Consider the following 12,673-nt stretch of genomic DNA (forward strand, 5'->3'; position numbering starts at 1 on the left):
TATGCCACATGTCACGGCGATCCTGTTCGTACTCATCGCCGGTGTCATGTGGGCGGCGAGCGGTACGGCGGCGCAGCATTTCTATACGCAGTCAACGCATGCTCCTCTTGAACTGACGCAGGTGCGGCTGTTCCTCTCGAGCAGCCTGTTTTTCCTGCTTGCATGGTGGAGCGGGGGGCTTAGGCGCGGTTTGCGCTCTCTGCGGCGCAATCCGCGGATTTTGATCAAACTTGCGATCTTTGGCGTCATCGGCATCATGTCGGTACAGTATACGTATTTTGAGGGGATCGCGGCGGGCGACGCAGCGGCGACGACGGTCATCACCTATACGTCGCCCGTCATCATGATCCTCTATATGGCGCTGCGGCACCACCGTATCCCATCGCATATGGAAATGGTGACAGTCGCGGCGGCGGTCACGGGCGTGTTCCTGCTCGTGACGGGCGGCAATCCCGAACGACTGTCCGTACCGATTGCCTGCGTTCTGTGGAGTCTTGCTTCGGCGGTGACGTTCACGTTTGCAATGATTTACCCCGTGCATCTGCTGCATCTCTTTGACCGATTCTTCCTGCTCGCTGTCTGTATGCTGATGGGCGGGCTCTCGCTGCTCCCCATCACACATGCGGTGACGGAGATTCCAAGTTTCTTTACGCCGCAGACGACGCTTGATCTCTTTGTCATCGTGGTGCTTGGTACGGTAGTGGCGTTCTTTACGTTCAACGCGGGGCTGCGTTGGCTCTCGCCCGAGGAGGCGGCGATTACGGCGACGATCGAGCCGGTGGCGAGCGTGCTCTTTGCGTATATTATCTTTGACACGCATTTTGTACCGATGCAGGTGCTCGGCATTTTCCTTGTCGTAGCGGCGATTGCCGTGCCGAATCTGCAAAAGAAGAGGAGAGCCGCATGAAGATCCCACTGCGCTATCAGATGTCGGAGTACGACTGCGGCCCGACGGCGCTGCTGAATGCGATGAGCTTCCTCTTTGACCGTGCGGAGATCCCGCCCGAGATCATCCGCAGCGTTATGCTGTATTCGCTCGACTGCTACGGTATGGATGGGCGTGCGTGCAAGGCGGGCACGTCGCGCATGGCGATGATGTATCTCTCCAATTGGCTGGAGGGGTTCAGCCGCGCGACCGAGTTCCCGCTCTCGTGCCATTATATCGCGGGATGCCGTGTCCGCGTCGGGCGGGACAGCGACATCAACGATGCCCTCGTGCGCGGCGGTGTGGCGGTCGTGCGTCTCTTCTATGAGGTGGAGCATTATGCGCTCGTCACGGGAGCGGAGGAGGATCGGATCTACCTCTTTGATCCTTATTATTTGGAGGAAGCGGAGCCGGAGTTCGTGCGTGACGGCGTGACGGTGACCTGCGCGCACCCGCACGCATACAACCGTATCGTGCCGTATTCCTGTCTCAACAGGGAGACGCGCGAGCTCTACGCACTCGGTGCACCGGATGACCGCGAGGCAGTGCTGCTCTTTGACGCACGGACACGCAGAGAGCCGGGCGATACGATCGAATATTTTATTTAGGAAAACCTTGAAAATACGGGATGCCGGGGAGGATACTACTTGCAGGAAACAACAGCAGAGATTGTGTTCAAGAACAAGGAGGAGGCGTATGCCGTACTCGGCGACCGCGATACCGTTCTGCGCAGCATGGAGGAGAATTTTGACTGTGGGTTCGTCAGCAGGGGAATGTCTCTTGCAGTGACGGGCGCATCTGCGGAGGTCGCGGCGGTGCGTACACTCGTCGATGAGATGCTGTTCCTTCATAAGCAGGGGACAAAGCCAACAACGCATGAGGCGGTGTACGGCGCGCGCCTCATCAAGGAAGGGCGCATAGAGGAGCTGCACAGTCTCTTCGCCGAGGTGCTCCTTGTGACGGCAAAGGGGAAGTCGGTACGCGCCAAGACTGCAGGGCAGCGCGACTACCTGAGTACGATTCGCAGAAATGCCGTGACGCTCGGCGTCGGTCCCGCGGGGACAGGAAAGACGTATCTCGCCGTCGTTATGGCGGTGGCGGCGCTCAGGAGCCGCGAGGTGAGCCGCATCATCCTTACGCGCCCCGCCGTCGAGGCCGGGGAGCATTTGGGCTTTCTGCCCGGCGATCTCACGGAGAAGATCAATCCCTACCTGCGCCCGCTTTACGATGCGCTTCAAGACATCCTCGGCGCGGAAGCGTACCAGAAGATGATGAGCCGCGGACTCATCGAGGTCGCGCCGCTCGCATACATCCGCGGACGAACGCTCGAGGATGCGTTCATCATTCTCGACGAGGCGCAGAATACGACGGGTGCGCAGATGAAGATGTTCCTCACGCGCCTCGGGTTCGGTTCCCGAATGGTGGTCACGGGCGACCTCGAGCAGGTCGATCTGCCGCGCGGTACGGCATCGGGGCTGAAACAGGCGTGCAGAATCCTGCGCGGGGTGAAGGGCGTCGGCATCGTGCGGCTCGAGCCGGTCGACATCATCCGGCACGAGGTCGTGACGCGCATCGTTGAGGCATATGGTGCGTGGGAGAAGAGACGGGAGCGCGCATGATGGAGATTAGGATTTCCGCGCAGCCGGAAGAACTGTGCATCGCGCCCGGGGACGAAGCCGCCGTGCGCCGTGCGGTCGAAACGGTCGGACGTCTCTACGGCGCCGAGGGCGCGGAGGTGAGCGTGACGCTCACGAACGACGCCTATATTCATGAGATCAACAGGCAGTACCGTGGTGTTGACCGCCCGACCGACGTCATTTCCTTTGCCCTCATGGAGAGCGAAGAGCCGGAGATTTTAGACGATCCTGCGGGCGATGTGCTCGGCGATCTCGTGATCTCGCTCGAGCGGGCGCGGGCGCAGGCGGAGGAATACGGGCACAGCTATCTGCGCGAGCTCTCCTTTCTCACCGTGCACGGAATGCTGCACCTCCTCGGCTACGACCATATGGAGGACGCCGAGCGCGCGGAGATGGAGGAGGAGCAGCGGCATGTCATGGAGGCATTGGGGATAGGGCGATGAATCATTATAAATCGGGCTTTGCCGCCGTCATCGGTCGTCCGAACGTCGGCAAGTCCACACTCATCAACGCGCTCATCGGGCAAAAGATCGCCATCATGAGCGACAAGCCGCAGACGACGCGCAGCCGCATCCTCTGCATCCTGACACAGGAGGACGCACAGGTCATCTTCCTCGATACCCCCGGCGTACACAAGCCGAAGCACAAGCTCGGCAGCCATATGGCAAAGGCAACCGAGGGGGCGCTTCACGGCGTGGACGTCGTTGTGTTCGTTGTGGACGCGACTGAGAAAATGGGCGCAGGCGAGCAGTACATTCTCAAACAGCTCGAAAAAGTCCGCGTCCCGGTGCTCCTCGCGGTGAATAAGATCGACCTCCTGCGCCGCGAAGAGACACTGCCGATCATTGCGAGCTATGCCAAAACGTACGACTTTGCAGGGATCGTTCCCATCTCGGCACGGGCAGGGGAAAATCTCGCAGGTCTCCTCGACGAGATCAAAAAACATCTGCCCGAGGGGCCGCGCTACTACCCGGAGGATATGGTCACGGATCAGCCGGAGCGGCTCATCATCGCCGAGCTCGTGCGGGAAAAGGCGCTCGAACTGACGCGGGACGAGATCCCCCATGCCGTTGCCGTGGACATCGAGGAGATCACGACACGTGCGAAGGGGGACGTCTACGTCCGCGCCGTTATCTACGTCGAGCGCGAATCACAGAAGGGGATCGTGATCGGTGCGCGCGGGGCGCTCCTGCGGACGATCGGCGCGCGGGCGCGCGCGGATATCGAGACGCTGCTCGGCGCTAAAGTGTATCTTGACCTTTGGGTCAAGACACGCAGGGACTGGCGCAACCGTGAGAGCGCGCTGCGCGAGTTCGGTCTTTCGGGAGACGATTAGGGAAGAGGGGAGGAGAGGAAAATTACGCTGAACCGCATGTACCGCAAAGCGGTAAACAGAGCTTCGCGCCGCTTTGTCAACGGGCTTTTGGTCATTGTGCCGCTCATCATCACGGTTTTTGTCATCGAGTGGACGCTGCGCTTCACCGAGGGCGTGCTCGGGCAGTATCTGCCGTTCTACTTCCCGGGCATGGGCATCATTACGCTCGTCGCCGTTATCTATGCGGTCGGCTGGGCGTCGACGAACTGGGTGATCGCCTCTGTCATCTCTTTCGGCGAGAATATGATAGGGACGATTCCATTTGTGAAATTCGTCTACACGAGCGTGAAGCGACTCTCCGAGGCGGTGCTTGACTCGAGCAGCAACTTCAAGCGCGTCGTGCATGTGCCGTTCCAAGGGGCACGTGCGCTCGGGTTCGTCATGTCCGACCTCCCGCCGCGGTTTCAGCAGGCGATGGGCGAGACGAAATACATCTGCGTCTTTGTACCGTGGAGTCTCAATATGACCTCGGGGACAACGATCCTCGTACCGGAAGAGGATGTCGTCGATCTCAATATTCCAAAGGAAGAAGCGCTCCAGTACATGTTGACGGCGGGCGCAGTGATGCCGCTCTCGGACGCACGCGTGACGGCGGCACAGAAGGCGGTGCAGAAAAAAATGGAGCAGCTGACGGCGCAGGCAGCGGAGCAGGCGGCCGCACAGCGTGCGGCACGGGAGGAATAGCCGGTGCTCTACACGGCGGAGGGTATCATACTCGGCGCAAAGAACTGGGGCGAGGCAGATAAGGTGATGACCGTGTTCACGCGCGAGCGCGGGATGCTGCGTGCCGCCGCATTCGGCTGCCGCAGACCGCGCAGCGCACTTGCAGGCGCGATGCAGATGTTTGTCCACGCCGATTTCCAGCTCGCGGAGGGACCTCGGCTTGAGACCGTCAAGACGGCAGTTGTCCGCGCGCATCATGCGAAACTCTCGGCGGATCTCACCGCGCTTGCCTACGCAACCTTTGTCGCCGAGGTCGTGCGCGAGTTCCTGCCCGAGGGGGTACCGGACGAGCAGTTCTTTGACCGGCTCGCAGAGATTCTCACGGCGTTTGAGAGGCGCAATCCGCGTGTTGCCGCACTTGCCGCCGTGCTTCAAATTCTTTCTGCGGCGGGGCTTCGTCAGACCTATGAACGCTGTCTGCACTGCGGCACAGAGATTACAGGCGACGCGTTCTTTCATGCAGGCGAGGGCGGCGCGCTCTGTCCCTCGTGCCGCACGGCAGATGCGGCGGACTTTCCGGCGGAACTGCGGGAACTGCTCACGGGGCTTTCGGCGCTCAATTGGGCGCATCCTGCGCCCCTTTCCGTGCGCGGCGCGACGCTCATGGCGGCGGAGCGCATTGTGCTCGCCCATGTGCAGGAACTGACGGGGCATCCCCTGCGATCCCTTGATTTTTTAACGCAGCTGACATAACGCGGACGGAAATATTTAGGCTATCATGAAAAAAACGCTCATAAAAAAAGGAAAAGAGAAGACGACGGCGAAAATATACAGGTAGTCATTTGCATGTATTTTTATATGCAAATTTACGAGCGACTGAAGAGGGGAACGGAGGGGAAGCCTGTCATGATCATGCTGACGAAGTTCAACTCCAAGACGAACAAAAAAGGGGAGTTTGTACTCAATGCCGAAATCATCGAGAGCATTGAGGAGACGCCGGATACCGTGGTGACACTCACCAACGGCAAAAAGCTGATCGTCGAGGAGCCGATGGAGGAAATTGTGCGGCGTACCATCAAATATCGCCGTGCACTTCATCAAAATTAGTTGGCGAATTTCCATTCCTTTGCTATAATGGAAGAACAATGTTCTTTCATGCGGCAAGGGAGTGCCCCAATGTGGAGTCCGTATGACTTCGTGGTCATTTTTAGGGAGGGAATTTACTCATGGCGGAGGAAAAGGAAGAACTGGCAGCGGAGCAGCCGAAGCAAAAATCGCCGATGCTCATGATGATCGTCGTGGTCGTTGTGGCGGTTCTTGTCGCAGTGGCGGCAGCCGGCGGTATCTCGTATTATATCTTTTCGCAGGCGGAGTCTCCGTCTCACGCGGAGGAATCGGGGAGCGGCGCGTCGCACCATGATCCGGGCGTATTCTACAAGCTCGGCGATGCGAAAGAGGGCGTTCTTGTCAATGTCGGCGGCGGTCGTGCGGGCAAATTCCTCAAGGCCGGCATTGTGTTGGAACTAAATCCCGGCAAAAAGGACAATGTGGTCGACGGCAAGGTCGGCTCCGTCGCCGAGACAAAGATTCTCGATACGACGATGCAGTTCCTGCGAGCCGCACCGCTCGAGGAGTTCGACGCCTCAAAGCAGGATGAACTGAAGAAGCAGCTGAAAGACGCGCTGAACGATCGTTTGGGTCAAGGCTCCGTCTACGATGTTTACATCACCAGCTTCCTGCTGCAGTAAGCAACATGAAACACTGCACAAAGGGAAGGGGGAAGGGTCTTGGCTGAGGACGTACTGTCTCAATCCGAAATAGACAAGCTGCTTTCGGCACTTTCGGACGGCTCGGTTTCCGCCGAGGAAGTCAAGGCGGAGGAAGAAGAGCGTAAAGTCAAGGTATATGACTTCAAACGACCGGATAAGTTCTCGAAAGATCAGATTCGCACGCTCTTCATGCTGCACGAGAGTTTTTCGCGTCTCTTGAACACCTATCTGTCGGCAAGTCTGCGGACGATGGTCAACATCGAGGTGCTTTCGGTTGAGCAGATGACCTATCAGGAATTTGTCCAATCGATGGCGAACCCGGCGGTGATCGGCATCATTGCGCTGCCGCCGCTCAAGGGAAACATCATCATTGAGGTGGGGCCGGATATTGCGTTTGCATACGTCGACCGCGTCTTTGGCGGAGAGGGGAAGCCAAGTGTCAAGTCGCGCGCGCTGACGGATATTGAGAGCGCGGTAATGCGGCGCTTCATCGACACGGTGATCAACTATTTCCGTGAGGCGTGGAGCAACGTCGTGGAGTTCCGCCCGAACTTCGAGACGATGGAGACAAATCCGCAGTTTGCGCAGATTGTACCGCCCAGCGACATGGTCGTTCTGGTCACGATCCACATGAAGCTCGGAGATGTCGAGGGAATGATGAATATCTGCATTCCCTATCTGGTGCTCGAGCCGGTCATGTCCAAACTCACAACATCGTTCTGGGTGGCGGCATCCGTCGACAGGGAAAGCTCGCCCGACCAGGTGGCGGATCTCCAGCGAAAGATCGAGCGGACGTGGGTGCCGTTTTCGGTTGAGCTTGGAACCGTGGATATCACGATCAACGAGTTCCTCACGCTCGGGTTCGGCGATGTGCTTCAGCTCGATACGCTGGCAAAAGATGAACTCGTCTGTTACGTCGGTACGAACGCAAAGTTCCGTGCGCATCCGGGCACGGCGGGGAAACGGATGGCCGTGCAGATATCCGGCATTATAGAAGGGGATGAAGACGCGAATGAGCGATGAAATGATCTCGCAGGAGGAAATAGATGCCCTCCTCAGCGGCGGATCGGTCGGCGACGCAGCAGCGCCCGCGGAGGAAGCACCGTCCGGCGATGCAGGCACATCCTCTGCCGAGGATGCGGGCGTTACCGATATGGAGCGCGACGCGCTCGGGGAAATCGGAAATATATCCATGGGCGGAGCGGCGACTACGCTGTCTGTCCTCTTGGGACGCAAGGTCTCCATCACAACGCCGACGGTATCGATCTCGAACCTCCGCCAGCTGAAGGAGAAGTACCCCATTCCGTTCCTCGTCGTCGAGGTCGGTTACAGCATCGGCATCGAGGGGAACAATGTCCTCTGCATCCAAGCGCGCGACGCGGCGATTATTGCCGATCTCATGATGGGGAATGACGGGACGAATCCCGACGAAGAACTCAGCGAAATCCATATGAGCGCGGTCAGCGAGTCCATGAATCAGATGATGGGCAGCGTTGCAACCTCGCTTTCCTCCATGTTTAACAAAAAGGTGGATATCACCCCGCCCGTTGTGACGCTTGTTGACCTTGGAACGGAAGAAGTCGTCTCGAAACTCCTTGATAAGGCAGATCCGATTGTGCAGGCGTCGTTCCGCATGGAAGTCGACGGCCTCATTGACAGCGAGATCATGCAGCTTTTGCCGCTTGATGTCGCAAAGGGCATGGTTGACGCACTGATGAATCAGCAGCCCGACGTGGAGAATGAAGGTGCGGAGATCGAGGCGGCACAGGCGGCAGCGCCTGCAGCAGCGCCCGCGCCTATGGCAGCGGCGCCCGCCGCACCTGCCGCACCCGCAAACTATGGATATGGAGCACCGCCTATGCAGCCGCATGTAGCATCGAACGTCCCTGTGCAGTCCGCGCAGTTCACTCCGCTGAGCAGCGTTCCCGTACAGGTCAACGACGCGAATATCGGCCTGATTCTCGACGTACCTCTTCAGGTGAACGTGGAGCTTGGCCGAACCAAGAAGTCCATCAAGGACATTCTCGATCTTACAAAAGGATCGATTGTGGAACTCGACAAGCTTGCCGGTGAACCCGTGGATATCATGGTCAACGGCAAGTATCTGGCGAAGGGCGAAGTTGTCGTCATTGACGAGAATTTCGGCGTTCGCATCACGGAGATTGTCAGTCCGCTGGAACGCGCCGCGCGTCTCCAATAGCGGGGAGAGCGGCGATCTTTTGAAAGAAGCATAGAAAGTCCTTGTCACAGGCGGCACTTTTCGTTATAATGGGTAGCGATTAAACCCAACATCACGGTGTGCGCGTTCAGTGCCCTTTGGATGGGGATGCTCTGAGTCAAGTGTAAGGAGAGATGAGAAAATGGCAACTCGCGTTTTGGTCGTTGATGATGCAGCATTTATGCGAATGATGGTCAAGGACATCCTGTCAAAAAACGGCTATGAAATCGTCGGTGAGGCAGAAAACGGGATGAAGGCACTCGAGAAATATCAGGAACTCAAACCGGATCTCGTGACCATGGATATCACGATGCCGGAAATGGACGGCATTACCGCCGTCAAGGAAATCAAGAAAGTCGATCCTGCGGCAAAGGTTGTTATGTGCAGTGCGATGGGGCAGCAGGCGATGGTCATCGAGGCGATCCAGGCGGGCGCACGCGACTTCATTGTGAAGCCGTTCCAAGCGGATCGCGTGCTGGAGGCTATTCGCAAAGCCGTCGGCTGATGAAAGAACGGATATTTTTTCTGTCCTTACTGCTCGGATGCACGCTTCTTGCACTATATGCAGGGGACGTGTCCGCCGCAGGTGAGACGGGCGGCGGATACCTAGCCGGTTATGAACAGGCTGACCCGCGCCCGTCGGCCGTATCATGGTGGTCGACGGTCGCCTATGTGGTCAGCCTTTTTGCTGTTTTCGCGTTCGTCGTCATCCTTGCCTATTTTGTTGCGCGCGCCTATGGGAAAAGCTCTATGCGAACGCTTGCGGCACGCGGGGGACAGGTCTATATGCAGCTGCCGCTCGGACCGAACCGCGCGGTCTGCGTTGTGGAGCTCTTCGGGCGCGTTTTTGTGTTGGGGGTAACGGATCAGAGCATCCGCCTCATCACGGAGATTGACGATCCGGAGACACTGGAGGAGATTCGCGCGAACGCCGCCGCGGGAGGGACGGGCGTTTTCAGCGAGCAGTTCGGCTCGCTCTCGGATTTCGTTCAAAAGATACCTCCGATCTTTCGCAGGTGAGGGGGCTGAGAGGAATGGGGGGGACAGCTTTGCAGCGGCGCAGTTTGCTTGCTCTTGCGGGAGCGGCGCTCTTGCTTTGTCTTGCGGGACATGCAAGCGCCGCGCCGCTCATTCCAACCGTAAGTCTCGACGTGGGGACGTCGGAGAATCCGCAGGATGTTGCCGCGAGTATGCAGCTCCTCGCGGTGCTTACGGTGCTTTCGCTTGCGCCGGCAATGCTCATCATGACGACGTCCTTCGTACGCATCGTTGTTGTCATCGGTTTTTTGCGCAATGCACTCTCGACGCAGAACGTCCCGCCGAATCAGGTGGTACTCGCTCTGTCGCTCTTCCTCACGTTCTACATCATGGCGCCCTATTGGGGACAGGCGAACGAGAACGGCATCCGACCCTATCTCGACGGGCAGATCACACAGGAACAAGCACTTGAAAATGTCGTAGAGCCCATGCGTGATTTTATGTTCCGTCAAACGAGGGAATCGGATCTCGCGCTCTTTGTGAACCTCTCGGATGCGGAGCGTCCCAATTCGCCGGACGACGTTTCGACATTTACGCTCATCCCCGCGTTCATCATCAGTGAGCTCAAGACCGCGTTCCAAATCGGTTTTATGATCTATATTCCGTTCATTGTCATCGATATGATTGTGGCAAGTACGCTGATGTCGATGGGCATGATGATGCTGCCGCCGGTCATGATTTCGCTGCCGTTCAAAATACTGCTGTTCGTGATGGTCGACGGGTGGCATCTGCTGATCCAGTCGCTCATCATGAGCTTCCGCTGACGGGGGGCGAAGCGATGTCCGGAGATTTGGTCATCCAGCTTGCCCAAGAAGCGCTCATGATCGTGCTCTTGGTATCCGCCCCGATGCTTGGGCTCGGACTCATCGTCGGTCTCTTGGTCGCGGTGTTTCAGGCGACAACCTCCATTCAGGAACAGACGCTGGCCTTTATTCCAAAGATCGTGGCGGTCTTTGTCGCGATTCTCATTTTTGGCCCGTGGATGCTGCGGATCATGGTGGAATATGTGACCAATGTTTTCGTCAATCTGCCGCAATACCTGCGGTAAGAGGAGGGGCACATGGATCTCTATGAGCTGCTCCAAGGTCATATCGCGGCGTTCCTGCTCATGCTGACGCGCATCAGCGGCATCTTTCTCATATCGCCTTTTTTCGGCAGCATGAATATTCCTATGTTCTTTCGCGTCGGCATCGCGCTCGCAATGAGCGTTGTCCTCTTTCCCGTAGTCGACGGACTCGGCACGCCCGAAACGCCGCCAAGCATCATCATGTTCGGCGCGGCGGTACTCGGAGAACTGTTCATCGGCTGGCTGATCGGTTTTGTGGCTTACATATCGTTTGCCGCCATCACAATGGCGGGCAAGGTCATGGACATGCAGGTGGGCTTTGCCGTCGTCAATGTTGTAGATCCGACTTCCGGTCAGCAGATCCCGCTCATCGGAAGTTTTCTTTATAATCTGGCGGTGATCATTCTGCTCGTCACGAACGGGCACCACATGCTCATCGCGGCGCTTGTGGAAAGCTTTCGTGCCGTCCCGCTCGCGGGTCTGGAGGCAAATATTTCCCTCGCGCTCATCATTGCGAATTTTACGGGGACAATTTTTCTCACAGGCATGAAGATTGCGATGCCGATCACATTCGCGATTCTGCTAACGAACGTCGGACTCGGTATCCTCTCCCGGACGATGCCGCAGATGAATATCTTTGTCGTCGGTATTCCCATGCAGCTCATGATCGGGCTTTTTGTACTTTCGATGATCATGCCGTTTTATGTCTTATTCCTGGATGTGCTGTTCAATGAAATGTATGGAAATATATCGCTTGCGATACGCGCCCTGCAATAAGCGCGCATTCGTCTTCGACCTCCAGCGTTTCGCGGGCGGGGAAAAGACGGAAGAACCAACTGCAAAGAAGCGCGCCGACGCCCGCAAAAAAGGGCAGGTCGGACGCAGTCAAGAGCTGAATACGGCGTTTGTCCTCCTCATCGGTTTCTTTTCGCTGAAGCTTCTCTGGGATTCTATCTACCTTGCGATCGCATCGTACACGACCTACGTGTTCGCAAATCTCAATCAACCGGTCGATACGGAAAACATCGTACGGCTCTTCATCGGGATTATGGAGATCCTTGCCAAGACCGCGCTGCCGATCATGCTCTTCATTATGCTCATCGGGCTTGCCGTTAATTTTTTTCAGGTGGGTCTCAACTTCAACACGGAGGCCATCGAGTTCAAACTCGATAAGCTCAATCCCATCAACGGATTTGGACGTATCTTTTCAAAACGCTCCCTCGTGGAGCTCGCGAAATCTTTTTTTAAGATCCTCGTCATAGGATTTTTCCTCTACCGCTTCATCCACGAGCAAATCATTGCAATGCCGCAGTTCATGTTCTTTGACCTGACGACGAGTCTTGCGCTTGTCGCCGAGATCATCTTCCGGATGGCGTTCATCGTCATCGGCGTGATCATGATCATGGCGGTCGCAGACTACGGCTACCAGAACTGGCAGACGACGCAGGATCTCAAGATGACGAAACAGGAAGTCAAGGACGAGATGAAGCAAACCGAGGGCGATCCGCAGATCAAGGGGAAGATCCGGCAGAAGCAGCGGCAGATGGCAATGGCACGCATGATGAAGGAAGTGCCGAAGGCGGACGTCATCATCACGAACCCGACGCATTACGCAGTCGCGCTGGCCTATGAAAAAGGAATGGTCGCACCGACAGTCCTGGCCAAAGGACAGGATCTCGTCGCGCAGCGCATCAAGGAACTCGGACGCGAGGCGCGCGTTCCCATCGTCGAGAATAAGCCGCTCGCACGCACCCTGTATGCTGCCGTGCAGGTAGGCGATGCCGTTCCGCAAGAGCTCTATCAAGCGGTTGCCGAGGTGCTTGCCTACGTCTACCGGCTCAAACATGCAAGGCGCGGCGCATAATCCGTGACAAAAGTCATATTAGCATTTGACGTGTTTGGAATATTTGATATAATATTAAGGAGATCGTGACGGCAACCGTTGCACTCCAAAGGGAAATGGGAAAGAAGGGGTGAGTGAG

17 protein-coding genes are annotated in these 12,673 nt (G+C 57.2%); all 17 read left to right on the plus strand.

Features of this window, described 5'->3' with window-relative positions; translation table 11 throughout:
* Position 1: 1 nt before the first annotated feature.
* The 17 genes from HMPREF1147_RS02850 (at position 2) to flhB (ending at position 12,555) form a co-directional block, all read left to right on the plus strand.
* Positions 2 to 907, plus strand: coding sequence for a DMT family transporter (locus tag HMPREF1147_RS02850; protein ID WP_009438804.1), 906 nt, complete (start codon positions 2 to 4; stop codon positions 905 to 907).
* Positions 904 to 1,533, plus strand: coding sequence for a hypothetical protein (locus HMPREF1147_RS02855; protein ID WP_009657677.1), 630 nt, complete (start codon positions 904 to 906; stop codon positions 1,531 to 1,533). The genes HMPREF1147_RS02850 and HMPREF1147_RS02855 overlap by 4 nt, the downstream gene beginning before the upstream one ends.
* A 39-nt stretch (positions 1,534 to 1,572) precedes the next feature.
* On the plus strand, positions 1,573 to 2,544 hold the full coding sequence (locus HMPREF1147_RS02860) for a PhoH family protein (RefSeq protein WP_009349261.1): 972 nt from the start codon (positions 1,573 to 1,575) through the stop codon (positions 2,542 to 2,544).
* Entirely contained in the window at positions 2,544 to 3,005 is a 462-nt protein-coding gene (gene ybeY, locus HMPREF1147_RS02865) for an rRNA maturation RNase YbeY (protein WP_037351072.1), read from the plus strand. Before HMPREF1147_RS02860 ends, ybeY begins: the two co-directional genes overlap by 1 nt.
* Complete coding sequence (gene era / locus HMPREF1147_RS02870; protein WP_009657616.1) at positions 3,002 to 3,898, plus strand: GTPase Era; 897 nt, start codon at positions 3,002 to 3,004, stop codon at positions 3,896 to 3,898. The genes ybeY and era overlap by 4 nt, the downstream gene beginning before the upstream one ends.
* Positions 3,899 to 3,934: 36 nt before the next feature.
* Positions 3,935 to 4,621 (plus strand): DUF502 domain-containing protein, encoded by a 687-nt coding sequence (locus HMPREF1147_RS02875; protein WP_009438795.1) that lies wholly within the window; start codon positions 3,935 to 3,937, stop codon positions 4,619 to 4,621.
* 3 nt (positions 4,622 to 4,624) lie between these two features.
* Complete coding sequence (gene recO / locus HMPREF1147_RS02880; protein WP_009438874.1) at positions 4,625 to 5,353, plus strand: DNA repair protein RecO; 729 nt, start codon at positions 4,625 to 4,627, stop codon at positions 5,351 to 5,353.
* A gap of 153 nt (positions 5,354 to 5,506) precedes the next feature.
* A complete protein-coding gene (locus HMPREF1147_RS02885; RefSeq protein ID WP_009438920.1) occupies positions 5,507 to 5,707 on the plus strand; it encodes a flagellar FlbD family protein in 201 nt (66 codons plus the stop codon).
* 119 nt (positions 5,708 to 5,826) lie between these two features.
* Positions 5,827 to 6,348: a flagellar basal body-associated protein FliL gene (gene fliL / locus HMPREF1147_RS02890; RefSeq protein ID WP_009349255.1), complete on the plus strand. Its 522-nt coding sequence runs from the start codon at positions 5,827 to 5,829 to the stop codon at positions 6,346 to 6,348.
* Positions 6,349 to 6,387: 39 nt separating this feature from the next.
* A complete protein-coding gene (gene fliM / locus HMPREF1147_RS02895; protein ID WP_009657666.1) occupies positions 6,388 to 7,392 on the plus strand; it encodes a flagellar motor switch protein FliM in 1,005 nt (334 codons plus the stop codon).
* On the plus strand, positions 7,382 to 8,569 hold the full coding sequence (gene fliY / locus HMPREF1147_RS02900) for a flagellar motor switch phosphatase FliY (protein WP_037350346.1): 1,188 nt from the start codon (positions 7,382 to 7,384) through the stop codon (positions 8,567 to 8,569). The genes fliM and fliY overlap by 11 nt, the downstream gene beginning before the upstream one ends.
* Before the next feature lie 160 nt (positions 8,570 to 8,729).
* Entirely contained in the window at positions 8,730 to 9,092 is a 363-nt protein-coding gene (locus HMPREF1147_RS02905) for a response regulator (protein WP_006692844.1), read from the plus strand.
* Positions 9,092 to 9,607 (plus strand): flagellar biosynthetic protein FliO, encoded by a 516-nt coding sequence (locus tag HMPREF1147_RS02910; RefSeq protein WP_009349252.1) that lies wholly within the window; start codon positions 9,092 to 9,094, stop codon positions 9,605 to 9,607. The genes HMPREF1147_RS02905 and HMPREF1147_RS02910 overlap by 1 nt, the downstream gene beginning before the upstream one ends.
* Positions 9,608 to 9,621: 14 nt before the next feature.
* Complete coding sequence (gene fliP, locus HMPREF1147_RS02915) at positions 9,622 to 10,389, plus strand: flagellar type III secretion system pore protein FliP (protein ID WP_009349251.1); 768 nt, start codon at positions 9,622 to 9,624, stop codon at positions 10,387 to 10,389.
* Between the two features lie 14 nt (positions 10,390 to 10,403).
* Positions 10,404 to 10,673 carry a flagellar biosynthesis protein FliQ gene (gene fliQ / locus HMPREF1147_RS02920; RefSeq protein ID WP_009349250.1) on the plus strand — a complete coding sequence of 90 codons (270 nt, stop codon included), beginning with the start codon at positions 10,404 to 10,406 and terminating at the stop codon, positions 10,671 to 10,673.
* Positions 10,674 to 10,685: 12 nt separating this feature from the next.
* Positions 10,686 to 11,468, plus strand: a complete 783-nt coding sequence (gene fliR, locus HMPREF1147_RS02925; RefSeq protein ID WP_009349249.1) for a flagellar biosynthetic protein FliR — start codon at positions 10,686 to 10,688, stop codon at positions 11,466 to 11,468.
* Positions 11,431 to 12,555 (plus strand): flagellar biosynthesis protein FlhB, encoded by a 1,125-nt coding sequence (gene flhB / locus HMPREF1147_RS02930; RefSeq protein WP_009438832.1) that lies wholly within the window; start codon positions 11,431 to 11,433, stop codon positions 12,553 to 12,555. Before fliR ends, flhB begins: the two co-directional genes overlap by 38 nt.
* Positions 12,556 to 12,673: the final 118 nt, after the last annotated feature.

Source organism: Selenomonas sp. FOBRC9 (assembly GCF_000287655.1).
Lineage (GTDB): Bacteria > Bacillota > Negativicutes > Selenomonadales > Selenomonadaceae > Centipeda > Centipeda artemidis.